Consider the following 24,626-nt stretch of genomic DNA (forward strand, 5'->3'; position numbering starts at 1 on the left):
TCCAAGGATTTTCACTAATGTCGAATCAGTTTTTAGATTTAATTACAAAACGCCGTACGATCTACGCTATTGGCAAAAATGTCGCACAATCTCCTGAATTCTTAACTGATTTGATTCAAACTGCTGTTAAACAAAGTCCTTCATCATTTAACTCACAATCTTCTCGTGCCGTGATCCTGTTTAATGGTGAACATGAGAAATTCTGGGGCCTTGTAGCAGACAAGCTAAAAAGCTATGCCAAAGATGAAGTAAGTGCTGCAAAAACTGCTGTGAAAATGGATAGCTTTGCTGCAGGTGTGGGTACGGTTTTATTTTTTGAAGATCAAGATGTGGTAAAAGGTTTACAAGAGCAGTTTCCATCTTATGCAGAAAACTTCCCGATTTGGGCAGAACATTCTACAGCTATCGCACAGTTTGCGACCTGGACGGCATTGCACACCGAAGGTTTAGGTGCATCGCTACAGCATTACAACCCGATTGTAGATGAACAGGTTCATGCAGAATGGGACATTCCAGCAAACTGGAAACTAAGAGCACAACTGGTATTTGGTTCAGTGGAAGGCGAGGCAAGTGCCAAAGACTTTATGGCAGATCAAGACCGTTTCAAAGTATTCCAATAATTTGAAAAACCGACATCTGCCTGAATTTTTATAGGCAGATGTCATGCAATAGGCGATAAAAGCACATTCCGAATAATAAAAATTAGGCTACACTTAGGGCGCATTAAATCTAAGAGAAATGACGCCATGTCAAAGAACACCCAGAAACTTTCACCCCTTCAAGAGCTCATTGCTGAACAGAAATTGTTATGTGAAGAAGTTGGCTCTGCATATGTAGAGGTGAGTGGGGATGATGTCATTGCGGTAGCAGTTCATACCTTGAATCAGGATCCAATTGTTGGCATTCGCAAAGCTCCAGAGGCAGCGACAAAAGTCAGCTGGTATATCTATGGTGGCGAAGAAGTTTCAAGTGATGCTGACTTTGAAATTATGACTGTACGTGAATTGCAGGAGGTTGCCCCAGAAGTTCTTCCTTATCTGGCACTGGACCAAGGCTTTCGATTTATGATCGATGCTGATGATTATGAAGATGTATGGAAAGAAGGTCAGGAATGAACCGCTTAGCTTCTGCTATTTTACTTGGACTCAATGGCGTATTCATAACGAATTACGCCGTGGCCGAGACAATGACTCAAGAGCAATATGATCAGTATATTGCTGAGCAAACAAGCATTGTAAATGAAACCAAAGCCATTCTAGATAAGCCGCATACGGAATCAGGTAAACCGAGCATTAGCACCGAGCGTCAGGCATTGTGTGACCGAATACAGGCCTATCAGAATATTTTGAAAGCCTCACAGGAAAACAGCCAGTTGAATATGGCTTCTATGATGACGATGGTTGCCCAAAATTATCTGGATCGTCAAAATCAAAGTATGAATAGTTCAGGAATGACTACAGGTGTATTTTGTAAAAGTAGGGCAGAGCAACCTGCTGAATAAGATAAATTAAAGCCGGATTTAGGTTGATTTTCTGATTATTAATTTATTAAAACTACACAAAAATAAGATGAATGAGAAATTTTACCGGGTATATATCTAGAAAAATTCATGATTAATTAAAACTATTAAACATAAGAAAGTGGTGTGAATGAGATAGCTATAACTTCTTTTTTTATTGCTAAAAATAGCCTAAGTAATTTTATATTATTTAGATGGAATGTTAATAAAGCAGGTGGTTTTTCTACCTCTTTTTCTTAGACTAAAAACATGCAGAAGATATCTCAAAATTCCGTAGCATCATTCATCCAGACATTTCTTGCTCTAATCAATTCTTCTTATTTTCTTAAGCCTATTCTTTCATTATCTTTAGAATATGACAGAACAAAATTCTCCCATCAAAATACTTAAAATTATATTAACAAATAGCCTAAGAAAAATGCTCCTATACAGAAATAGCCTAAGCAAAATTTATAATTTTAAGCATTGGCAATTGATTAATTTCCAATAAAATTCCAATATCACTAACTAAACAATGAAATCACGGAATTCTCAAATGATCCTCAACTACCAGATCACCACTCATGATGACTCAAAACTTGTACCGATGGTCTTCATTCATGGTTTATTCGGCAGCTTGAGTAATTTAGGGATGCTGGCACGACATTTCGCAAGTCAACGCACCATCATTCAGTTAGATCTGCGCAACCATGGCTTATCCGGACATAGCGATGAGCATGATTACTACTTGATGTCAGAAGATGTACTTGAAACATTAGATAGTCTTAACATCACAAAATGTGTTGTAGTAGGGCATTCCATAGGTGGCAAGGTTGCCATGAAGCTGACAGATATTGCACGTGATCGGGTAGAGCAGCTTGTAGTTCTGGATATAACTCCCTTCCAATATCATGAAAATCATCATGCAGAAATTTTTACAGCTTTATTTGCGGTTGAGCGTGCAAATCCAAGTTCTAGATTGGAAGCGACAAAAATCATGCGTGAATATCTGAATGAAGAAATGGTGATTCAATTCCTGCTGAAATCTTTTAACAAAGGGCAGTGGCTGTTTAATGTTGAGTCACTTTATAACCATTATCCGGATATTCTGCTTTGGGAAGATCTTGCCCCAGTGAATACTCCAGCACTTTTCTTAAGGGGTGGCAACTCATTTTATATTTCCAAACCAGAGCATTTCGCTGCCATTGAACGTCAATTTATTCATGCCAAAGTTGAGCTCATTGAAGATGCAGGTCATTGGCTACATGGTGAAAAGCCAGCACAGGTGCTGGAGCATATCCAAGCATTTCTGGATGCACAACAATAAAATTCGATACAAATTAAAAGGTCAGTATGCAGCTGCTTGTAACTGACCTTCATTAATCAATTGATTCGCCATTTCAGCAGTCTTTTTCAGACCCGGCATACGATATTCAGTATGACCATAATCCTTGATCGATTTCCATCGTCCACCCCAGGTTAATCCGACAGATTCCGCGACCTGTCCATAGAGTTCATAACCACGCATTGCCCAAGGATCACGTTCGCTAATTACAACTTTTCCATTTCGTTTAAAAGCCACATCTGCAGCCAAACCAAACTGATGATAACTTTGATAGCCCTTGGCTCGTGTGGTATTTGGATTTACAGATAGTGAATTTTGACGTTCTGGACTGCGATAACCTTCTAATAAAACCAGTTCATAGCCATGCTGTTCACGCATGATTTTGAAGACCATTAACAAACGCTGTTTATAACGGGGATTAATTTTATTCCATTTCCGGTCAGCTGTGCTGAGATTAGTATGATTGTGAGTTGTAGGGAGATGTACATCTTCAACAGAGTTCGCTAATGGATTTATGGTTTGAGCAGAAACAACATTGGTATAGTAATTCGCTTCTTCCTGCAAGGCATCTTCAATCAGATACTCTTCTACTTCTGGTGGTGGAGCTAATACCTGACCATCCAGTAAGGTATAGATCTGTGGATCGACTTCACGTAAATAATTGGCTTCAAAAGTACTGGCAGTAATGGGCCGGGTTAAAGTAAAAATTACGATACTGCTGAATAACACCAAAGCAGCCAGCAAAATCCACCATTGTTGAATATGCCAATGTGACTGGATTTTCTCTGATGAAGCTGCCTGATTAAATTCCCAGATAACCTGTCTGGCTGCTAAAATCCGGTTCTTGCCATACGGTAAAATTTGCATAAACAGGCTTATCAACCGGATTCTGAATTCATAAGAAACCAGCAGCAACATCCCTAAGCTCAGCAAAATAAAACTGGATAAAATGAAGTAGATCATGCTGCTTATGACGGTTCTACTTCAGCACTTTCTTGTGGTGTAGCTGCCGGTGGCTGTTCCTGTGAAGAAGTACTTGCCGTTTTTAGCTCAACAGGTTTTTCTGTTTGTATTGTTGATTGACTATTAGCTTTTACATTTAAAGAATTGTATCGAAATTCTTTGATTTCTTTCGTCTTTGTTGATGGTGATTTAATTGTGTGAATTACTGGTCTAAGTGGTTTATTTTTATCATTGGCCTGAATTAAAGGTTTTTGTGCTTGGACATCAAACGCAGATTCAAAAGGTGAAGTATGCTTGTCAGGTTCAGCATGACTTTCTGACTTTGCTACCTTAAACATATTTTCAATATTCTGATCAAAACCATCTTCTGGATTTTGGATATCTTCCTGATTCGACAGCGTAGCGGCCTTTTGAATAAGCTGCTCAGATTCTACGGCATGATTTGAATCTGTTATTTGATGGTTTTCTGCAATGATTGGTGTGCCAGTTAATCCCTTAGAATTCTGATAATAACTATAGCCTAGTAAAATAGAAGCTACTGATACAGCACCAAGTATAAATCCGCTCAATAGATAAAATTGAGGAGAACGAGACATAGGTTTTATAGACTGTAAGATATTAATATGTTTATTATTTTTGTATGCCATAGTTGGTATCATATTTATGGTAAATGGATAGTGATATAGGCCTGTTCTGCAGGAACACTAATTACATTCTGATATTGGGCAAATGCCGTATTACGGTCTTTGGACAATACATAGTGCAAACCAATAAAGCTTGTCAGTGCAAATAACAGCCAGAAAATCAGAATCCAGAAAAATGGCAATTCACGGTGAATGATATGTTTAATCTGATCCGGAATGGCAGCAAAAGGAGAAAATGATTTTTTCCCTTTGAGGTAATCAATTTGATCACCGATACGACTGATCAGACTGTTCAGCTGGCTCATCGATTCAATCCGGTATTTACCATGAAAGCCTAGCAATAAACAGTAATGGTAGACTTCAAGTACGGCGAGTCGCTCTTTGTCTTTATTACGGATTTCTTCCATATGTTCAAAGAAACGATAACCAGCCAGTTGTGAGCCAAATAAGCTGAGTTGTAACGGGCTCATCATCCAGAAATTTTGCAAATCAAAAAAACGGGCATCTTTTTGGGTGACAATCGTTTCATCTAACAAAGCACAATATGCATATTTTGCATCATTGATATCTTCTGCGGAAAATTGCAGTTTTCTCGCCTGAGTCTCAAAACGTGACAGCATATCTAGCACTTTCTGGCGGAAGGACTCCAGATTCGAAGGTACATACTGATTGCGGATCAGGAAAACGACATAGAATCCATCATGTAATAGATCCACCAGGCCGGCAGTTGCTGCGTGTCGATGCATATCTATCTTTGTATTGGTCTGAAAACCTGTACCAATCTGTCCATCGTCAAATAAAGACGGCGCATTATTTATACTATTCATTATTCTTATCCATTGATCACGGCAATCAGCTCAATTGAAAGATCCTGGAATCCGCTTGGGATATAGACACAAATAGTCTCGGACTCAATCATTCGCTGGTACAGTTCATTATTCGGTTCGATTTCAAAATAGCTCACCCCAGAACGCACTGGAATGGCGGTAGGCACCTGAATCAGATGTTGAACAGGCACAGCTGGAAGTGCGGAAATCACGCGTTGTTCAACATCGACAGTACCGCCAACCTTGAAACGGATCGGCACATAGGCAATCAGATCATGGACTGGCATGACACTACTCGATACCGCAAGATACAAACGGGTATCTCGGGAAATTTTGTCAGTTTCAAGACTGCCAACCCAATAGGATGGACGGGTTTCCTTCAGAGCAATACTGATATAGCGGTTTGAAATAATCGTATCCAGCAATTCACGTAAAATCACATCAAGCTGACCAAAACTTTCCTGTAAATGATGATGCTGATATTGAGGTAAATGATCGACTGCATAGGCATTTGAAAAGGTCAGTAAGGATCCGGTCAAACGCAATAATTCAGAATATAGACGTTCTGGATGAATACGTGGATATTGCAGGATATGGTTTAGGGTAGCATGTGCAGTATTTAAGGCATTGACCAGCCAGAAAGACACAATATCGCCAGAACGGAATTCAATCAGTTTTTGTTCATTTTCCCGGTTATTGTTTTGAATAGTTTTGATCTTGGCTCGAATAATATTCAAAGTATGCTTCAAATTATTCAACAGATTTTCTGATGCTTCGATATGTAGAATTGGGGGAATAAACTTGTGATCCAGTACGAAATTCCCGGAACTTTGGCGTTTCATTGTTCCAATCGGGAGATAAAAATAGCCATCCAACACCTGTTCAGGCCCCTGACTTATTTCGAAAATCTTGAATTCCGCACGACGGCGTAACAAGGTAATTTCTGCTGTAGCCGCATTGGTAAATAGATCATGGGTTGAGCTTAAATGGGAATGATAGCGACTGGATTGGGAATGATCATGAACATGAAGGTTTTGCTTACTTGCCTGAATCATCGGTAAAGCCAGATAAATTGCCATTTCTGTACGCAGATTCAAGGTATCAAGTTGTATAGGTTCCGGTAATAGGTCCTGTGCAGGTGCACGATAAATTTCCCCGTCTTGCCAGACCATTTCAATCTGGCTGAGTGCCAATATATTCATGCCGAGCTGGGTTTCATCGAATTCAATCGACTGAATTCCATAGGCAAAAGGCAAGCTCGCCTGAATCATATGGTTCAGACGCTGTTCATGATAAGCATCCTGTAACTGAAAATGCTGAGGTCTTAAAAATAAGCCTTCACCCCAAAGAACTTTTTCTGCTTTAAACATTCAGTCTTACCACTCATTATTTGAATTATTCATATCGTGTACACCCAGTAACTCTTGAACCTGTTCCAGGGGATTATCATTTTTTATTACTTGTGCCAGCCATTCATGCAGCGGCATCTGGCTCCAACGAATAGTTTTTTGCAGCATATAACTCACCGGGCTATGCGGTTCATGGGTCTGAAAATAGTCAGCAATTTCATTTAAGACTTTCAATGCCTGTTCCCGATTGGCCAGATGATTTTGTGGCTGTAACCTGAATTGAGTTTGAACAACAGAAGAGGAAGTATCCGTATAAACTTGCTGAATTCCTGATTCTGTCGGTGGGATTAAGTTTTCAGGATTTTGATTCGCTAACTGTTCCACTTTATATAGGCGTTTAATCTGGGAAATGATCGAATCAATCTGTTCATCAATCGAAGAAAAACTCGGTGCATCTAAACCCAATAATTCATCCAGGGTAGTTTTGAGTTGCTGCCAGTGCTGTTGAATATCTAAAACCTGCTGGTAGTTTTGCAACCGTACCGAGCGGGAAGTTGCCTGTAGCAATTGTTCAAAGTGCTGCATTTCATCATTGCTAGTGGAAGTCTCATCATCTTCAGTCTGCTGATTCTGACGCAGATGCACATTTTTCTGATGTAAAATAGACTCATAATTTCCCAAATGATAAAACGGTGCCTGACTGACAAGAGGAACCTGTTTCATCAAGACAGGAATCTGATTGATCAATCCTTGCAGCAAACCTAGGCGCTGATCCAGGTCATCATCCTCAATTAAAGGATGCATGTCCTGCCAATATTGCTGAATACTGCGATGACTCAGTTCCAGTCCACGAGCAATTCCTGCAAATCCGTGAGTTCTTGCCCAAGCTTCAGCTAACCAGGTATAAAGACGCAGGTCTTTAGTTCTATCACTTAACAGCTCAACTGACTTATTCAGTACAAAATGCCAGTCCGCCTGACGTGGTTCTGAAATCCAGTCGCCTTGATCCAGCAGAGGATCATCCTGAGTTTTAGCTTTTTTAATAGCATGAAAGTCATTTGAAAATGAGCAATCCTCACCGCATGGCTGATGATCAGAGATGGGGGCAAGCAGTTGTTCAATATCTAGAGTCATTCTTCACCTAAAACTTGTTCTTTTTCTTTAATTCTTGCTTTTAAAATATAGCTTTATACCGCATTCGTTTTCATTTTTCGGCTGCGTTTAGTTTTTGCTTTAGCTTGTGGTAAATCTAAAAGATAAATAAGTTCATCATTTTCCACATCAATCTGAATTTTCTCAGGAACTTTTTCTTCACTGAGCGCCATCAAAATTTCAGTGGCTAAAGCAGGCAATATACTGGCATTAAGAATATGATCCACATTACGGGCACCACTATCAACTTCTGTACAACGGCTTAGGATGAGTTCTAGCAGATCATCGCTATAAGTCACTTCAGTCTTATATTGTGCCTGTACACGTTGGATAATTTTGCCAAGTTTATGCTCAATGATTCTGATGAGCAGATCATCATGCAGCGGGAAGTAAGGTACGATCTGCATACGCCCCAAGAATGCCGGCTTAAACTGCTTATATAAACTTGGCTTGAGCTGTTCAATCAGCTCATTTGCACTTGGCCAGCTTTCAGTTTGCTGATTGAGACAGGCCTGCATAATCGCAGATGATCCTGCATTTGAAGTCAGTAAGATTGTGGTATTTTTAAAATCAATCATACGACCTTCGCCATCTTCCAGCATGCCTTTATCAAAGACCTGATAAAACAGTTCCTGTACATCACTATGTGCTTTTTCAATTTCATCTAGCAGAACCACGCTATATGGATTACGGCGAACAGCTTCCGTCAGTACGCCACCTTGACCATAGCCGACATAACCTGGAGGTGCGCCTTTTAATGAAGAAACTGTATGTGCTTCCTGATATTCAGACATATTAATCGTGATCAGATGCGATTCACCGCCATGCAGTTCATTGGCTAGGGCGAGGGCAGTTTCAGTTTTACCGACACCACTTGGTCCCACTAATAAGAAAACACCTTGTGGCTTGTTCGGGTCTTCCAGTTTGGCTTTAGACGTTTTAATACCTTGTACCAGTTGCTGCAGGGCATAATCCTGTCCCATTACGCGCTCGGCCAAACGGTCTTCAAGCTGTAATACCTGCCTGATTTCGTCATTGATCATCTTGCCCACTGGAATACCTGTCCAATCCGAAATGATTTCATGAATGATGCTGGCATTCACACGTTCAAACACCAGTGGATTTTTTTGCTGGATCTCAGCCAGTTCTAAGCGTAATTCTGCAATTTTTAGACTAGATTTTTCATCATGTTCTTGTGCCTGAATGTCCAGGATCTGCTGAACAATCTGTAATTCTCGTTGCCATTGTTCAGCTAGATAATGAATGTCCTGTTTTAAATCTGCAACTTTTTTAGAAAGATCATTTAGTCTTGCATGATGAATTGGCAGATTCTGGTTTTCCTGGGTTAATAGCTTGTGTTCCAATTCCAGATTATGCAATTGTGCTTGCAGATGATTGAGTTGAGCCGGTTGTGCATTCTGGGTCAAGGCAACCCGAGCGGCTGCAGTATCTAGGACACTAATCGCTTTATCTGGTAACTGACGTCCACTGATATAACGATGCGAACTATGCACCGCAGCAACAATCGCTTCATCATCAATCTGTAAATTAAAATGTTGGGCCATCACCGGAATCATGCCACGCAGCATATAAATCGCGACCGCTTCAGTCGGCTCCTCAACTTTGACAACCTGAAAACGGCGGCTGAGAGCTGCATCTTTTTCAAAATACTGTTTATATTCAGCCCAGGTGGTTGCTGCAATAGTTCGTAGTTCTCCACGTGCCAGAGCAGGCTTAAGTAAATTGGCAGCATCATTCTGGCCTGCCTGACCACCAGCCCCAATTAAGGTATGCGCTTCATCGATAAACAGGATGATTGGATGAGATGAGCTTTGTACTTCCTGAATTACTTGTTTGAGACGGTTTTCAAATTCACCTTTAACACTGGCACCAGCCTGTAACAGTCCCATGTCCAGTACATGTAATTGTACATTTTTCAGGGCATCAGGTACCTGATGCCGGGCAATTTTTAGTGCCAAACCTTCAACCACCGCAGTTTTACCAACCCCCGGTTCACCCGTCAAAATCGGATTATTCTGTCGACGGCGCATTAAAATATCCAGCATTAAGCGAATTTCAAATTCACGTCCAATCACTGGATCAATTTTTCCCTCGATAGCTTTCTGGGTCAGGTTGATGGTGTATTGATCTAGTGCTGGTGTTTTTTTGATTAAATTTTGAGAGTTTGCAGCTGTTACTGACTGGGAAAGATGAGCTTGAGCTGGCGGATTTTCGATACTGTCCTGACATAAATCCAGAAACTTATGCTTCATTGTATCAATCGGAATCAGTTCAAAAATAGAGGATGAACGCATTGCAATCTGATACAGATCGGAAGCAGTTAATAAAGCTACCAGCAGGTGTCCACTACGGATGACAGGCTCTTTTTCAGCAGATGCCAATAGCCAAGCTTGCTCAAGTAAACGGATAATTGACTTGGCAAAAATAGGAGTACGTGAATTTCCTTTGTTAAGATGAATTAAACTCTCTTTCAGGTCATCTAATAAGTCATCTTTGGAGAGCTTATAGTGTTTAATCAGCAACTGGATATCATTCGGCTGCTCATGCGACAGAAATTCCAGAAAAAAATGTTCAATTTCGATTTCGTAATTTTGCTGGTTGATACAGGTGTTGGCGGATTTCTCAAGACATAAACGTGCATGATCAGATAATTTAGTAATTAAAATCTTTAGGTTATTCATGTATTTCTCATTATTTGTTCTTGCAAGGCACAATGTCTTTAAAAATTAAAAAATATCACTGTGCTGTTCTTATTATATATTTGCATGACTGCAAGCCAATCATTTTTACTGATCTATTTTGATCCTGTTGTTGCATATTTTTTAACAGAATAAAATGATCAAAGTCATATAATTTTTAACATTCTTTGAAAGACTGTTAAAAAATATTTCACAAAATTTAATTTTTGTTGTTGACTTAGTGTGATCATTTTTTGTTAAATTCGCAAGATGATTTTTAAATAATAAATACAGAAAAATCATTTCAAATAAAAAATTAAACAACCAGAAAAAGAAAAATTTGAGGCTTATTTTGAAAAAAAATCTGAGTTCCACACTCTTGCTGATGATGACTGTCTGCACGATGAGTTTGATGCAGGCGCATGCTGCAACCCTGAAAAAATCATGTCTTAAAGCACATCCACTGGCTGAAGGAGAGACTGACCCGGAAATCCTGCAACAGTATGCGCAGCTTTGTGCCAAACCAGCTCAGAAAGATCTTAATTTGCAGCGTGAAATCAAAGCCAATATTGCGCAACTTTATCTGGATCGAGGTCTGCATCTGAAGGCACTTCAAGCAGTAGATCAGTTAAATCGTGAAAATTATACAACACGTCAATTAACAGATATCACATTCCTTTCTGGCGTGGCCATTTCAAATAAAGCTGTGAACTATATGCGCAGCACCGAAATCCGCCCACTGACTGAAGACACCTATGTTATTACTAAGGTCTTTAACGACAATGTGCGTCTATCTCAACCTGTTACTGCAATGCCTCTACGTGTAGAGAAAAATTCAAGCAGCAAGAAACAAACTGTGGCAAGTTCGAGCAAAAAATCCAGCTCGACCAGGACACGTCAAAGTGTTCCGACTAAAGCAAAAGAAACGTCTACCAGTAATGTTGTCGCCAAGAAAAATGAGCCAGCCGTCACTCGTAATGTCCCGCCTACCTCCAACCCATTTGGCGCACTTCGCAATAATTAAAAAATAATTTATAGGAATCAAAAATATGGCTAAGCGTGAAAGTGTACAGAAGAAATTACAGCGGATTCGTCCACCACGGGTGCAATTGACTTACGATGTAGAAGTCGGTGATGCGCGTGAAGTAAAAGAATTACCCTTTGTGGTCGGGGTACTTGGAGATTTTTCAGCAGCCTCTGAACTGGAAAAAACTAAACTAAAAGACAAGAAATTTATCAATGTGGATTTAGACAATATTGATGAAGTCATGGAATCACTGGCGCCACGTGCCAACTTTCAGGTTGAGAACACACTGACTGAAGAGGGCGGTAGGATGTCTGTGGATCTGACCTTCAATTCTATGGATGACTTTAAGCCAGAACAGGTGGTACAGCAGGTTGATCCATTACGTCGACTGGTGAATGCACGTGAACGTTTAACAGATTTACGCAACAAAATTTCCAATAATGAACGTCTGGAAGATCTGCTTGATGAAGTGCTGAAAAGTACGGATCAGATTCGCAAGATGAGCGTGGAGGCTGAAAATGAGTAATTTAAATGCAGCAACTGCGGAAAATGTGAATGTAGAAGAATACTCATTACTGGATTCTATTGTCGAGCGTAGCCGTATCGCGCGTACTGATGAAGAACATGATCGTGCCAAAAGCCTGATTGGTGAACTGGCACGTGAAGTCATGGCAGGGACGATCACCGTATCTGATAACATGACGCTTGCGCTGGATAAACGTATTGCCGAAATCGATGCACTGATTTCAACGCAGCTCAGCAAAATCATGCATCACGAAGAATTTCAGAAAATTGAATCGACCTGGCGTGGTTTATATTACTTCTGTCAGGAAACACCATCCAATTCCTTGATTAAAATCAGGATGTTGAATACCACTAAAAAGGAATTAATCAAGGATTTCCAAAGTGCGACAGATTTTGACCAAAGTACCTTATTCAAAAAGATTTATGAAGAAGAATATGGTTCTTTCGGTGGTGCACCTTATGCGACCTTGATTGGTGATTTTGAGTTTGATCGTACACCATCAGACATGTATTTGCTGGAACAGATCTCACATGTGGCAGCAGCAGCACATGCACCACTTATCTCGGCAGCGAGTCCAAGCATGTTTGGTCTTGAATCATTTACAGATATTGATCGTCCACGTGATGTGTCCAAGATTTTTGAAACCGCTGAATATGTGCAATGGCGTTCTTTCCGTGAAAGTGATGATGCACGCTATGTTGCACTTGCGATGCCACGCGTATTGGGGCGTCTGCCATATCATCCAAAAGAAGGTACGGCAACTGAAGGTTTTAACTACGTTGAAGATGTTTCTGGTGAAGACCACAATGAATATTTATGGATGAATGCAGCTTATGCCTTCGGTACCCGTTTGACCAATGCATTTGACATGCATGGCTGGTGCGCAGCGATCCGTGGTGTAGAAGGTGGTGGTTTGGTAGAAGGCTTACCTGTACATACGTTTAAGACCAATGATGGTGATGTGATATTCAAATGTCCAACTGAAATTGCCATTACTGACCGTCGTGAAAAAGAACTCAGCGACTTGGGCTTTATTCCACTGGTACATTGTAAAAATACCGATTATGCAGCGTTCTTTGGTGCTCAATCGACTCAAAAGCCAAAAAAATATGACACTGATGCAGCCAATGCCAACTCTGCTTTATCAAGCCAGATCCAATACATTATGGCAGTTTCGCGTATCGCGCATTATTTGAAAGCGATGATGCGTGACAAAGTCGGTAGCTTTGCCTCAGCTGGTAATGTCGAAGCCTTCCTGAATGACTGGTTATCACAATATGTATTACTTGATGATGGCGCTTCTCAGGAATCTAAGGCTCAGTATCCATTGCGTGAAGCATCAATCAAGGTTGTAGAAAATCCAGCTGAACCTGGTCACTACAAATCAGTGGTCTTCTTGCGACCACATTTTCAGCTTGATGAGTTGTCTGTATCCCTGCGACTGGTCACTGAATTGCCTCAATCGAGCAACTAAGCCGGTTGTATTTTCTATTATTTATAATAAAACAGGATAAAAAATAACAATGAAAGATATATACGTCCAATTTCGCGGCAAATATAAAGTAGATGGTGAATCACGAGATTCTGAACATAAAAGTTGGCTTGAAGTAAATTCCTGGTCACACAATATTCGCCAGCCAAAATCTGCGACTTCTTCAAGCGTAGGTGGTCATACTGCCGAGCGCGTAGAGTATTCTGACATGATCTTTGTCAAAGACCTGGATGCAACAAGCCCTAAACTTTGGGAAGCCTGTTCTGCCGGTTATACCTTTGATGAAGTGCAAATTGACTTTTACCGTGCCAACGGCGACAAGCGTATTAAATACCTGCAGATTAAACTGAAACACGTTCTGGTTTCTCAAGTAACACCAAGCGTGAATGAAGAAGGTGTACCAACTGAAGCGTTCGGTCTGAAATATGCTGCGGTTGAGTGGACTTATAACCAGCAGGATATTAACGGAACGCAGAAAGGTGCTGTGACCAAAAAATGGTCATTGTCGAATAATACTGCATCTTACGCTGCTTAATTCTTTTGAATTTAGAGGCTTGTACATGCAGGCCTCTATTTAAATGATTAAATTTCAAATGGATGATTGAAATACATGAGTCTGGATCAGCTTTATCCTTATGGATTCCGTTCGACCTTGTTTGACCGACTTTTACCACAAGATAAAGCCAGTACACAGGGCATGTCCATTCAGCAATTACGTGAAGCCGTGGCGGTAGATCTGGAAGATCTATTAAATAGCCGCATGGCCAAACTGGATCATATTATTGATGACTATACTTCGATAAAGCAATCCATTCTGCAATTTGGGATTATTGATTTTGTCGGATTATCGACAGCCAATCCAATGGATCGCGACAAAATATGTTGCTCAATTGAAGCATCTATTTCAGCCCATGAACCACGGCTTAAGCAGGTCCGGGTAGAAATGCTACTGGATGAAAACAATATGGGTAGCTTGTGCTTAAGCATTCAGGCTTATTTAAATATCCATCCTTTATATGAGCCTGTAGTTTTTGACGCTTTACTGAAACCGACCACACAACAATACGTTATTTTGCCAAGATTATAATTAGAATGAGTGCGATTGAAGAATTATTACCTTATTACGAAAAACAGCTGCAGGAATTTAGCCAGCAGTCTCGTGAATTTGCCAGTAAATACCCAAAAATTGCCCAGCGTCTGTCCTTAAATCAGGAGCAGATTGACGATCCGCATATTGAGCGCCTGATTCAGGCATTTTCACTAATCTCGGCACGTATCGATAAAAAGCTGAATGACAGTTATGAAATTTTCACGCGATCAATTTTTGAGGTGATGTTTCCCCAGTATTTAAAGCCATTTCCAGCGTGCTCGATTGTCAGTTTTGAAGATTTCAACAAAATCAAACAGCTGAACAGTGCACATCTAATTCCTAAAAATACATCGTTAAAGTCTAAAAGTGTACGTGGCGTGCAATGTGAATACCGGACTGTTCAGGATGTGACTTTGCTGCCTGTCGCATTGAAATCTGTCAATTTTAAAACTCATCCTTCGGCACATATTCACTTAAACCGTAATGCCACACTAATTTTAGGTTTTGAAATCTTCAATCAACAGCTGAAATTACTTCAACAGCATCAGCTACCAATTTATCTGGATGCAATCTCCAGTTTTCCTTTGCAGGTTTTGGATCAGATCTTTAAGTCCGAGACCCAATTTTCAATCAAGATAAATAATCAGGAAATTGAAATTCCTAATCCTTTTAATCTCTTAGGATTTAGTGAAGAGGAGAGTCTATTGCCAGTGGATCAGCATACCCATCAGGCATACCGATTATTACTGGAATACTTTTGCTTTCCGGATAAGTTTAATTTCCTGAACCTGAATCTGGATTTTCTTAATCAGGCAGAACCTGATGCATCCAATTTTGAATTACATATTCATTTTAAAATGAACCTGAATGATCAGGCAGCGATTCGTAATTATTCAGAACTGAATCTTGCCAATTTCAAGCTATTTGCCACACCAGTAGTGAACCTATTCGAGAAGCAGGCTGAACCACAGAAAATCAATCATCAGCGACTGGAATATCCACTGATTTCAGATGCGCATCATCCTGAATATTATCAGGTATATTCAGTTTCAGAGATGAGCCTGATTCGTGAGAAGATTGATAAAGAACAGGTTGCTCAACAAGTTTTGCCTTTTTTTGCCATGAGCCATTATCGACATAACGGCGCACAATTTTATTATCATTTACAACCAGACACTGCCAGTACACAAAAGAGTGACCTGAAGTTTTCTTTAGTTTCCAGAAGCCTGGAACCACAGAACATATCCTCTGATTTTATTAGTACCCAGTTGTTGTGCTGTAATCGTGATCTGCCTTATGAAAGTTATAACAAGGATCACAATGCACTCAGCTTAAATGACAGTCAGTTGGCACGACGAGGATTGTTACTAAAGCGACCATCTTTGCCTTATTCATTTAAGCAGAGCCAGAAAGAACAGTGGCGCATTATTTCTCATCTTTCCCTGAATAATCTGTCGTTGATGAAAGGTGATGCAGTTACGCATCTCAAAGAGTTATTAGAACTGTATAACCTGCCAGGGTCCAAAGAGAACCGGTTGATAATTGAGTCTATCCAATCGATTGATTTTTCATTGAGCCAGAAATTACTGGATCATAAACCTTTTCCGCTATTTGTCCGTGGTGTACGTGCAACGGTCAGGATGAATAACGAAGTATTTCACGGGTCAAGTCTGTATGTTTTTGCCCAATTGCTTAATCATATTTTTAACCTGAAAGTGCAAATGAACAGTTATGTGGAAATGATTGTAATTGATGCTGTAACAGAACAGGAGGTATACCAATGCGTGCAGAACGTTGGTGGAAAAAAACTTCTGTAGTGGAGCAGCTGTATCAACAATCAACCCGCTTTGAATTGGTACAAGCAACCCGTTTATTACGTCACTATCCTGAACAAAATCAATCAAAGGACTGGAGCAAAAGTTTTAGTTTTGGCAGTTCCCTGAACCTGAATTTTGCAAAATCCGAGATTGAATGTCTGGAATGGAAAGATCAAAAAATTCAGCTCACCAGCCCGATGATTGGTTTGACCGGTATACAGGGGGTATTGCCTTATACCTATACTTATCGAATCAAGCAAAGTCCGCGTCAACAGCGTGAGGAAACCTTGCATTTTCTAGGGTTGTTTAATCATAAACTCACCGCGAAATATATTGAGGCTTCAATTATCTATCATTTGCCGCTGCGCTATGAAATTGAACAGGACAATCATTATCTGGAAATTTTACATGCACTAAATGGCTATGTGCGTGAACAGCATCAGCAAAATCATCTGGATGATTATTTTGCTGAATTTTCCGGTTTAATGCAGGGGCAAAATAATAGTGTATATGTGCTGAAAACCATGTTGAGCTGTATGTTCAAGCATCAGGTGAAGATCAGTGAATATTTACCAGAACAGTTCAAGCTGGAAGGTTTTCAAAAAACTTCATTAGGAGGATCTACTCCAGCTTTATTAGGAATCAATAGTTTCTGTGGTGAGATACTGACTCAGATTGATGAAAAAATTGAAATTGTGATTGGCCCATTAAATCGGCAAGACTTTCTAAGCTTTCTTCCACAACAAAAGCAAAGTGAAAAACTCAAGCAGATCATTGCAACCTGGTGCAGCCCAACCTTGATGGTAGATCTCCGGCTGATATTAAACAAAGAAGACGTCACTCCAATCCGGCTTGGAAATGAAAGTGTAGGGCTAGGACAGGGCACTTTTCTGATGCCACCAGCATCTGCTGATAATCAGGAGACCTGTTATAGCCTGATGGGGAGAGCAGCATGATCAAGGTTCTTATCTCTACTATTCTGGCATTGTTCCTGATTATAAGCGGGTTAGTCGTCTATTACTGGCGTGATGTGCAATACGACCCAACCGGCATGGATATATTGCAGTTCTTTATTCTGCTGCCGCTATGTGTAGCACTGTTATTATATTCACCCTGGCTGATTTATAAATCGATAAAAGCCTATCAGGCACGTAAAGCACAAAAGTTAGAAGCAGCTGAAAGCGAAGAAAAGCGTCAGCAACAGCAAAGTGAATTGGAGAAAAACAAGGACAAACCCATCGAAGAATTGACTCTAAAAGTCTATTCATCTGCTGCAATCCACAGCTTTGGTGAAAATCAGCAGATTATTGAAGCTATGCAGGCGTTTAAAAGCCCGGAACTGGATGAATCACTGGTCAATCACTATGGACTGCCCATCCTGTCTTATCGCATTCGGAGTCTGGACGAGCTGTTACCCGACACAGAAGAGAATGACACCCTGCACAGCATGCGGGTGCAGCGTATAAATTTACTGATCCAGCAGCAGATGGAGCAACATAGTGAAAGCCTGTATCACATTGCTACACATCTTAGAAAATCTGCACTGTTTTATGATGCTGAAACGGCGTATGAATACCGTATGCATCCGGACTGGAACAATGAACAGTTTGATAAAGAAAGTGAAGAAGAAACAGCAGTTGAACAGGTTTCACGATTAAATAAATTGAATTTGCACATTTTGCTACCGGCAACCTTGATTCATCTCTGGCCCGATGCAGCACAACAGCAACTGATTGAACAGCTAGAACAGCAATATGAAATTGTGCAGAGCCAAATTCATATCGAATTCCATTATGTCGATCATAGTAATATTTATTCAGTCTGGTTGAACTTGCTCAATGATATTGAACAACAGGGTGAGCAGGTCAGTCTGATCATTGCAGTACAGTCTGAAATTGATCAGGAATGGCTAGACGAACAGTTATGGCAGTCGGAACAATATCTGCCTGGAGAATATGCAGCCAGTGTATGTTTAGCCTCACCAGAGTTAATAATTAAAGACTTGATAGAAAATAGAAAATTCAAAGCCTTAAAGTATGTCAAAAATATAAGTGAATATTTACATAAACAAAGTCCAAATTTTGCTGATCAGTTGCAGCAGGAAGCTACATTTATACTTTTACTGGATGATCCGTTACAGATTAGTACCGCAAAGAAAGTTCAACAGTATCTGGGGATGTCTGGAATAGACCTGCATCATGGCCTGTATTGTTATTCTTATTTGGGCGGTGCAGCAGGGATGAAAGCACTATTTGGAATATTGCTGTGTATGCAAATGAATGAAGATGTCATTACATTGGCTTATTCAGTACAGCATCCCCAAACATTTTTTGCTTACGAACCAGTGATTATGACTGAGCAACTGGAACAGAACGCAGCCTGAAAATTTAAATAAATTATAAAAAATTAAGAAATATAAGAGATTACAGTGAATACATTATTTTATACGATCTTGGGATATGTCTGGCAGTATGTGACCAATCCAAAAGCGATCATGGCACTGTCATTTTCTGTGGTGATTATTTCCATGAAAAATACCGTATCCGAGCCTGTGTTCTGGATGCTGGTGGCTGCCTATAGCTTGATCCTGGTGGTCTGGGGTATTTATGCATTAATCCAGCATTATCGTCATGCCAGAAAAGGTGAAGAACTTTCCGAGGCGATTGCCAGTACCACTGAAGCTGAACAGAACAAAGATAAGAATAAGGAAGAGTTACAACGAATCCAACAGCAGATGAAGGAGTCAATTCAACTGATTTGTAAATCCAGACTTGGAGATCGTAAGGGTAATGCTGCGCTATATGAGTTGCCTTGGTATATGGTGATTGGCAATCCGGCAGCCGGGAAAAGTTCTGCCATTTATCATTCGGGACTGCGTTTTCCATTTGAAGAACATCACCAGAAGATGGTGTCTTCCGGCTTAAACGGGACTCGTAACTGTGACTGGTTTTTCTCAACTGAAGGTGTGCTGCTGGATACTGCAGGGCGTTATTCAGTCTATGCTGAAGACCATTCTGAATGGCTCGGTTTTCTGAATATTCTCAAGAAGAATCGTACAAAAGCGCCGGTGAATGGCCTGATTGTCATTGTCAGTATTGCTGAGCTGGTCAGTCAGAGTCCGGAAAAATCTATAAAATTAGCCAAAAATCTGCGTGCCCGTATTCAGGATTTAACCGAACGTCTGGAAGTCTTTGCTCCGGTATATCTGGTCTTTTCTAAAATGGACCTGATTGCCGGATTTACTGAATTCTTTGACTGTTATGATGCGCAGGAATTTGATCAGGTCTGGGGTGCAACCTTACCGTATGCAGCCAATTCCAGTGAGCAGGCGGTGGAACTGTTCGAGAAACATTACAATATTTTGTACGATGGCCTGAAAAGTGTCAGTACCACGCATTTGAGCCGTCGCCATTCACAGCATATTTCTCCAAGTGTCATGACGTTTCCACTGGAGTTTAAGAGCTTAAAACCGGTTCTAAAAACCTTTATTTCTACACTATTTCAGGGAAATCCTTACCAGTTTAAACCGATTTTCCGCGGCTTTTACTTTACCAGTGCCTTGCAGGACGGCGTCATTGAAAGTCCGATGACAGAACAGATCGCTGATGATTTTCATCTGATTCGCAGTGATGACAGTGAAATTGGCCTGCCGAAACAGTCCATTTCTCAGGATCATGGTTACTTCCTGAAAGGCCTGTTTTCTGAGGTCATCCTAAAAGACAAACATTTGGTGCGTCAGCATATTAATCCAGCAAAAAAACGCCAGCGGTTTATGGCCTTTATTGGAGCGATTCTTGGTGTATCAATTGTTCTTAGTTTATGGCTATGGTCCTACCGTAATAACCAGCAGCTGATTGCCGAGGTTCAAGCCGACCTGAATAAAGCAGTGCAGATGCAGGCACAAGCCAACCGTTCACTGGTTCATCAGTTAGATGCCTTACTGATACTGCAAGGACATTTGCAGCAACTGGATCAGTTTGATCAAGACAGACCACTGAAATACAGTTTCGGTTTGTATCAGGGCAATCAGATTCGGGAAAAACTGGAAACTGAATATCTGAAAGGCATTGAGCAGCTGGTTCTACAGCCAACCCAGCAACAGCTTGCACAGTACCTGCAACGGGTTAAAGCCAATGAAGCAGTTCTAAAAGAAAATCATATTCAGGTAAAAATTAACCAGCCGGTACAAGGACGTCAGATTGTTTCTGAACCTTCTGATCAGAATCCTCAAGATGCTTATAATGCCCTGAAAACCTATTTAATGCTAAGCAATCGACAATATGTGGATTCCAGTCACTTAAGTGATCAGCTAACGCGTTTCTGGCGCTCATGGCTGGAGCAAAACCGTGGTGAAATGCCGCGTGGGGAAATGATCCAGAAAGCAGAACAGATTTTGAGCTATGCCATTACCTTGGCAGGACGTAATAGTTTCCCTCAGCTGAATTCTGATGCCGTACTGGTTGATCAAAGCCGCCAGATCTTGACAGCGATTACTACAGGCATTTCTGCACGTGATCGCGTGTATAACGAAATCAAGATGCGTGCTGCGGTGCGTTTCCCTGCGATTACAGTAAAACAGATTCTGGGGGAAACGAATCAGAATATCATGCTGGGCAGTTACGCTTTGCCAGGTGTTTATAGTTATCAGGCCTGGAAAGATTATGTACAGGAAGCGATTGAACAAGCAGCAACCAGTTCAACGGATAGCCGAGACTGGGTACTGAATACCACACAATCTGATGACTTGAGCTTTAGTGGTAGTCCTGAACAGATCCGTCGCCAGCTGACTGAGCTGTATAAAAAGGAATATATTGCAGAATGGCGTAAGTTTCTGAATGCGGTTCATTATGCCAAGGCAGGTGATTTCAACCAGCAAATCAAACAGATTGATATCTTGGGTGAACCTGAAAATTCTCCAATCAGGACTTTGATCCAGCGTGTGGCCAAAGAAACCAGCTGGGATAATCCGGTGGTTCAGGCAGAACTGGCTGTGCCACAAAAAGGCTTTATAGCCTGGTTTAAACGTAAATTGCTCAATCGTGATGAAGCAAAACAGGCACAACTGGCGAGTAACCAGTTAGGCCATGGCGTGATTGCACGTGAATTTCAGGTATTCTACCAGATGGTACGTCAGCGGGATGATCTGCAGAATCAATCCCTATTGGATGGCTATATGCATTCGATTTCAAAAATACGCAGTCAATTCAATGATCTGAAAAGCTCCGGTGATATTGGTCCTGCAAGTATGGCCTTGGTAAAACAAACCATCCATGAGCAGAATTCCATTTTCAACACCACTCATAAATTTGTGGCCGAGAAAATGGCGGCTGGTACTACAGAATTGGATCAGCAACTACTCCAAAAATTACTGATCGCACCTTTAACCCAGTCTTTTGAAAGTCTGATTGTTCCAACACAAGCAGAAATTAATAAGCTTTGGGCCATGCAGTCGTACCAGCCATTTATCCAGAATCTGGCTCAGAAATATCCATTTAGCAGTCAGGCGAATTTACAAGCCACTTCCAATGAAATTAATCAGATTTTTGGTGAAAGTGGCAGTATTGCACGTTTTGTAAAAGAGCATCTGGATCCCTTGGTCATTCGTCGTGGGTATATCTTAACTTCGAAAACCTGGCAGGATCTGGGGATCAGCCTTAATCCAACTTTTGTAACGAATTTCCAGACCTATGTAGCGCCTAGTCATGGGGTAGCAACAGGTGAATTGAATCAGAAGCAGAGTACAGCATCGGCTGTAAACCAGTCCAATTTCCAGTTCTATCCCTTGGAAAATCCAAAACTTTTAGCCTATACCTTTGATATTGATGGGCAGCGTATGCTTTTTGAAAATGGGGTACAGCAATGGGTGAACTTTGTCTGGCCAAATCCGGGATCGATTCCGGGTGCGCGTATTACTGTGGTGGATCTGGAAGGGAAGACCCATACCATTTTTGATGAACCGGGGGAGTATGGGATTAATCGCCTGATTGAAAGTGCTCAGCGTACTCAAAAAGGCAATAACTTTGAGATGATCTGGACGAGTAAGGAAACCCCGGAACTTTCAATAAAAGTAAACTTCCGACTGGTCAGCGGCCACAATGCTAATTCAATTGGTGGCCAGCCGAACTATGCCAACCTGCAACTGGTGGATCAGGTGGTTTCCAATAAATCGGTGCGTGTCGTAGCTGCACAAAGTGTTCCTGTATCTCCTCAGCAAAGCTTAGGCCAAGCTAATCCGACTACGGCATTAGCCAATACAGGAGCAGCTGTACCATGATGAGGAATCAATTCAAGCTAAAGAAAATGGTGGAGGTGAGTAATGTATGAGTTAAAAACCACACCACTTTATTATGGTAAATGTCCTGCTCGTGGTGATTTTCTCAAGTCACGAGGGCAATATCATTTGATTCAGCTGATTGATCAATGGATTACGGAAGCCTTGGAATTTGCCATGCAAAAAACAGAGTTCAAACAGGCCTATGCGCAATTACCATCGCTGGATTTTTTTATTGCCAATCCGAAGGAAAGGTTATTTCTAGTAGCGAATCTGATTTCCAGTGAAGACAGTTCAGGTCGGCAATTTCCCATGGTGCTCAGTCATCTGATTGAGCATGAACAGCCATTTGAAAATATCGTGTATTCACCCTTGTGCTATAAGTCGGCACTGGTTGAGCTTTATCAGCGAAATCGTGCGATGCGTTCCATACGAGATACCGATATTTTGCTGGATAAACTGAATAAACTCAGCGACCAGATTATTGTATCCAGCCATAAAGAGGCACAGAAATTTTATGAAAATCATACTATTCATTCCTTTGCCAAACTGATGAATCTCAGTGTTTATCAGCTGGCTCAAAGCCTGATTGGATTGGGATTATTGCTGCAACCGGTTATTCAGCAAGGCACCAGTCGTTTGAATAAGGTGTTAATTTTGCCAATTCATAATATCAGTTATTGCTATGAAATTGCCGCATTTTGGGTCAGTTTAATCAGCCAGTTTGTGGAACATCATCATACAGAACTATTGATTGGCGTATTACACCAAGAACAGCCAATCTTGCTGTTTGGCTTTAAAGGTGCAGATATACAGGCTTTAAGTGATATTTTTACAGAAAATCTGGATAGTCAGCATTGGGTATCACTCATCAATGCAGCCTGGATTGATCAGTATCTGGAAAATAATGCAGGCCTGGCAACCCTGGAACAGTCCTTAAGTGAGCGTCAGATGAGCCTAACCCAAGGCGTCAGGTTATTTAAACAGACATTTGTAGAATCATAAAATGAATATAAAAATAAAATCTCTAAAATTTAAAAATATTATAAAAATCAATATGTTATTATATTTATTTCTGGGTTTTTCTCTATATGCACAACCAATCATTATCGAAGGTGCTGTACCAAACGAAAACACTAAACAGGAAATATTGAGCAAATTATATACAATTTATGGGCAGGAAAATGTAGTAGATCGTATCCAGATCCGTCAGGTTGCCGCACCAGCTGACTGGTCAAATACAGTCAGTAATATGATTAATGAAGACCTGAAACAGGTAAAACAAGGCAAATTGACAGTAAAAGGTTCTGATATTCAACTGATGGGTAAAGTATCAAATACTGCTCAAATTCAGGGAACTAAAGCTAATTTTCAGAGACTTACACCAGCAAATTACCGTTTAAATGCACAGCTTTCAGTCAATCAGGTAGAGCAGCAGATTATTGATGCAGCATTGAAGAATCGAATCATTGAATTTGAATCTGGCAGTGCGGTATTGGCAGCTTCAGGGATACAGATTCTGGATGAAATGGTCAGTGCCTTAAATAAGGTTGGTAGCAAAAAGGTACGAATTATTGGCCATACAGATAGTTCAGGCGATGCTAATAAAAATCTCATGTTGAGTCAGCAACGTGCAGAAGCTGTTAAAACTTATTTAATCGAAAAAAATATTCCGGCACATTTACTGAATACCGAAGGATTGGGATCTAGCAAACCTGTAGCGGATAATACAACGGCTGAAGGTAGAAAGAAAAATCGTAGGATTGAGTTTGAGGTGCTTTAAACTAAACGTTGCTTGAGCAACAGATATAAGTACATGATAAATGTACTTATATAAGTATATTAGGTTGATTTCGTATAATGTATATTATGTTAAATTAGAATATTATGCAATTCTGTTACTCACGCACCTGTTGTCCATAAAAG

General features: G+C 40.6%; 21 protein-coding genes. 15 read left to right on the plus strand and 6 right to left on the minus strand.

Translation table 11 applies throughout. The annotated features are described in order from the left end of the window. Positions 1-17: 17 nt before the first annotated feature. The 4 genes from IHE35_RS06710 to IHE35_RS06725 all read left to right on the plus strand — a co-directional run bounded on the left by IHE35_RS06710 (position 18) and on the right by IHE35_RS06725 (position 2,825). Entirely contained in the window at positions 18-620 is a 603-nt protein-coding gene (locus tag IHE35_RS06710) for a nitroreductase family protein (protein ID WP_242789851.1), read from the plus strand. 126 nt (positions 621-746) lie between these two features. Further along, positions 747-1,115, plus strand: coding sequence for a hypothetical protein (locus IHE35_RS06715; RefSeq protein ID WP_242789852.1), 369 nt, complete (start codon positions 747-749; stop codon positions 1,113-1,115). Beyond that, the gene (locus tag IHE35_RS06720) at positions 1,112-1,501 is read left to right on the plus strand and encodes a hypothetical protein (RefSeq protein WP_242789853.1); all 390 of its coding nucleotides are present in this window, start codon (positions 1,112-1,114) and stop codon (positions 1,499-1,501) included. The genes IHE35_RS06715 and IHE35_RS06720 overlap by 4 nt, the downstream gene beginning before the upstream one ends. Before the next feature lie 553 nt (positions 1,502-2,054). After that, positions 2,055-2,825 carry an alpha/beta fold hydrolase gene (locus IHE35_RS06725; RefSeq protein WP_242789854.1) on the plus strand — a complete coding sequence of 257 codons (771 nt, stop codon included), beginning with the start codon at positions 2,055-2,057 and terminating at the stop codon, positions 2,823-2,825. A 21-nt stretch (positions 2,826-2,846) separates the two neighbouring features. Here IHE35_RS06725 and IHE35_RS06730 read toward each other — a convergent pair whose 3' ends face one another. The 6 genes from IHE35_RS06730 to tssH are packed head-to-tail and all read right to left on the minus strand — an operon-like array spanning position 2,847 to position 10,480. Continuing rightward, positions 2,847-3,806, minus strand: a complete 960-nt coding sequence (locus IHE35_RS06730; protein WP_242789855.1) for a M15 family metallopeptidase — start codon at positions 3,804-3,806, stop codon at positions 2,847-2,849. A gap of 5 nt (positions 3,807-3,811) precedes the next feature. Continuing rightward, positions 3,812-4,453 (minus strand): hypothetical protein, encoded by a 642-nt coding sequence (locus IHE35_RS06735; protein ID WP_242789856.1) that lies wholly within the window; start codon positions 4,451-4,453, stop codon positions 3,812-3,814. A gap of 14 nt (positions 4,454-4,467) precedes the next feature. Beyond that, positions 4,468-5,277 (minus strand): type IVB secretion system protein IcmH/DotU, encoded by an 810-nt coding sequence (gene icmH, locus IHE35_RS06740; protein ID WP_242789857.1) that lies wholly within the window; start codon positions 5,275-5,277, stop codon positions 4,468-4,470. A gap of 5 nt (positions 5,278-5,282) precedes the next feature. Further along, positions 5,283-6,647 carry a type VI secretion system baseplate subunit TssK gene (gene tssK, locus IHE35_RS06745; protein WP_242789858.1) on the minus strand — a complete coding sequence of 455 codons (1,365 nt, stop codon included), beginning with the start codon at positions 6,645-6,647 and terminating at the stop codon, positions 5,283-5,285. 6 nt (positions 6,648-6,653) lie between these two features. After that, positions 6,654-7,760 (minus strand): type VI secretion system protein TssA, encoded by a 1,107-nt coding sequence (gene tssA / locus IHE35_RS06750; protein WP_242789859.1) that lies wholly within the window; start codon positions 7,758-7,760, stop codon positions 6,654-6,656. A 53-nt stretch (positions 7,761-7,813) separates the two neighbouring features. Continuing rightward, entirely contained in the window at positions 7,814-10,480 is a 2,667-nt protein-coding gene (tssH, locus tag IHE35_RS06755; protein ID WP_242789860.1) for a type VI secretion system ATPase TssH, read from the minus strand. A gap of 400 nt (positions 10,481-10,880) precedes the next feature. Between tssH and IHE35_RS06760 the strand changes: the two genes are divergently transcribed. The 11 genes from IHE35_RS06760 (at position 10,881) to IHE35_RS06810 (ending at position 24,483) form a co-directional block, all read left to right on the plus strand. Beyond that, a complete protein-coding gene (locus IHE35_RS06760) occupies positions 10,881-11,501 on the plus strand; it encodes a hypothetical protein (protein WP_242789861.1) in 621 nt (206 codons plus the stop codon). A 25-nt stretch (positions 11,502-11,526) separates the two neighbouring features. After that, positions 11,527-12,030 carry a type VI secretion system contractile sheath small subunit gene (gene tssB / locus IHE35_RS06765; RefSeq protein ID WP_242789862.1) on the plus strand — a complete coding sequence of 168 codons (504 nt, stop codon included), beginning with the start codon at positions 11,527-11,529 and terminating at the stop codon, positions 12,028-12,030. Continuing rightward, positions 12,023-13,504: a type VI secretion system contractile sheath large subunit gene (gene tssC / locus IHE35_RS06770; protein WP_242789863.1), complete on the plus strand. Its 1,482-nt coding sequence runs from the start codon at positions 12,023-12,025 to the stop codon at positions 13,502-13,504. The genes tssB and tssC overlap by 8 nt, the downstream gene beginning before the upstream one ends. 49 nt (positions 13,505-13,553) lie before the next feature. After that, positions 13,554-14,057, plus strand: coding sequence for a type VI secretion system tube protein Hcp (locus IHE35_RS06775; protein WP_242789864.1), 504 nt, complete (start codon positions 13,554-13,556; stop codon positions 14,055-14,057). Between the two features lie 75 nt (positions 14,058-14,132). Then, complete coding sequence (gene tssE / locus IHE35_RS06780; protein WP_242789865.1) at positions 14,133-14,609, plus strand: type VI secretion system baseplate subunit TssE; 477 nt, start codon at positions 14,133-14,135, stop codon at positions 14,607-14,609. 5 nt (positions 14,610-14,614) lie between these two features. Further along, the gene (gene tssF, locus IHE35_RS06785; protein ID WP_242789866.1) at positions 14,615-16,429 is read left to right on the plus strand and encodes a type VI secretion system baseplate subunit TssF; all 1,815 of its coding nucleotides are present in this window, start codon (positions 14,615-14,617) and stop codon (positions 16,427-16,429) included. After that, positions 16,393-17,385 (plus strand): type VI secretion system baseplate subunit TssG, encoded by a 993-nt coding sequence (gene tssG / locus IHE35_RS06790; protein WP_242789867.1) that lies wholly within the window; start codon positions 16,393-16,395, stop codon positions 17,383-17,385. Before tssF ends, tssG begins: the two co-directional genes overlap by 37 nt. Further along, positions 17,382-18,812, plus strand: a complete 1,431-nt coding sequence (locus IHE35_RS06795) for a hypothetical protein (protein ID WP_242789868.1) — start codon at positions 17,382-17,384, stop codon at positions 18,810-18,812. Before tssG ends, IHE35_RS06795 begins: the two co-directional genes overlap by 4 nt. Before the next feature lie 45 nt (positions 18,813-18,857). Next, complete coding sequence (gene tssM, locus IHE35_RS06800; RefSeq protein WP_242789869.1) at positions 18,858-22,703, plus strand: type VI secretion system membrane subunit TssM; 3,846 nt, start codon at positions 18,858-18,860, stop codon at positions 22,701-22,703. Between the two features lie 42 nt (positions 22,704-22,745). Further along, entirely contained in the window at positions 22,746-23,705 is a 960-nt protein-coding gene (gene tagF / locus IHE35_RS06805; protein ID WP_242789870.1) for a type VI secretion system-associated protein TagF, read from the plus strand. A 1-nt stretch (position 23,706) separates the two neighbouring features. Beyond that, entirely contained in the window at positions 23,707-24,483 is a 777-nt protein-coding gene (locus tag IHE35_RS06810) for an OmpA family protein (RefSeq protein ID WP_242789871.1), read from the plus strand. Positions 24,484-24,626: the final 143 nt, after the last annotated feature.

This window comes from Acinetobacter sp. ASP199 (assembly GCF_022700675.1).
Taxonomy (GTDB): domain Bacteria; phylum Pseudomonadota; class Gammaproteobacteria; order Pseudomonadales; family Moraxellaceae; genus Acinetobacter.

Excerpts from the sequence above, each read along its gene's own strand:
- IHE35_RS06710 (WP_242789851.1), top strand. The coding sequence starts at position 18 with ATGTCGAATCAGTTTTTAGATTTAATTACAAAACGCCGTACGATCTAC.
- IHE35_RS06715 (WP_242789852.1), top strand. The coding sequence starts at position 747 with ATGTCAAAGAACACCCAGAAACTTTCACCCCTTCAAGAGCTCATTGCT.
- IHE35_RS06720 (WP_242789853.1), top strand. The coding sequence starts at position 1,112 with ATGAACCGCTTAGCTTCTGCTATTTTACTTGGACTCAATGGCGTATTC.
- IHE35_RS06725 (WP_242789854.1), top strand. The coding sequence starts at position 2,055 with ATGATCCTCAACTACCAGATCACCACTCATGATGACTCAAAACTTGTA.
- IHE35_RS06730 (WP_242789855.1), bottom strand. The coding sequence starts at position 3,806 with ATGATCTACTTCATTTTATCCAGTTTTATTTTGCTGAGCTTAGGGATG.
- IHE35_RS06735 (WP_242789856.1), bottom strand. The coding sequence starts at position 4,453 with ATGGCATACAAAAATAATAAACATATTAATATCTTACAGTCTATAAAA.
- icmH (WP_242789857.1), bottom strand. The coding sequence starts at position 5,277 with ATGAATAGTATAAATAATGCGCCGTCTTTATTTGACGATGGACAGATT.
- tssK (WP_242789858.1), bottom strand. The coding sequence starts at position 6,647 with ATGTTTAAAGCAGAAAAAGTTCTTTGGGGTGAAGGCTTATTTTTAAGA.
- tssA (WP_242789859.1), bottom strand. The coding sequence starts at position 7,760 with ATGACTCTAGATATTGAACAACTGCTTGCCCCCATCTCTGATCATCAG.
- tssH (WP_242789860.1), bottom strand. The coding sequence starts at position 10,480 with ATGAATAACCTAAAGATTTTAATTACTAAATTATCTGATCATGCACGT.
- IHE35_RS06760 (WP_242789861.1), top strand. The coding sequence starts at position 10,881 with ATGAGTTTGATGCAGGCGCATGCTGCAACCCTGAAAAAATCATGTCTT.
- tssB (WP_242789862.1), top strand. The coding sequence starts at position 11,527 with ATGGCTAAGCGTGAAAGTGTACAGAAGAAATTACAGCGGATTCGTCCA.
- tssC (WP_242789863.1), top strand. The coding sequence starts at position 12,023 with ATGAGTAATTTAAATGCAGCAACTGCGGAAAATGTGAATGTAGAAGAA.
- IHE35_RS06775 (WP_242789864.1), top strand. The coding sequence starts at position 13,554 with ATGAAAGATATATACGTCCAATTTCGCGGCAAATATAAAGTAGATGGT.
- tssE (WP_242789865.1), top strand. The coding sequence starts at position 14,133 with ATGAGTCTGGATCAGCTTTATCCTTATGGATTCCGTTCGACCTTGTTT.
- tssF (WP_242789866.1), top strand. The coding sequence starts at position 14,615 with ATGAGTGCGATTGAAGAATTATTACCTTATTACGAAAAACAGCTGCAG.
- tssG (WP_242789867.1), top strand. The coding sequence starts at position 16,393 with ATGCGTGCAGAACGTTGGTGGAAAAAAACTTCTGTAGTGGAGCAGCTG.
- IHE35_RS06795 (WP_242789868.1), top strand. The coding sequence starts at position 17,382 with ATGATCAAGGTTCTTATCTCTACTATTCTGGCATTGTTCCTGATTATA.
- tagF (WP_242789870.1), top strand. The coding sequence starts at position 22,746 with ATGTATGAGTTAAAAACCACACCACTTTATTATGGTAAATGTCCTGCT.
- IHE35_RS06810 (WP_242789871.1), top strand. The coding sequence starts at position 23,707 with ATGAATATAAAAATAAAATCTCTAAAATTTAAAAATATTATAAAAATC.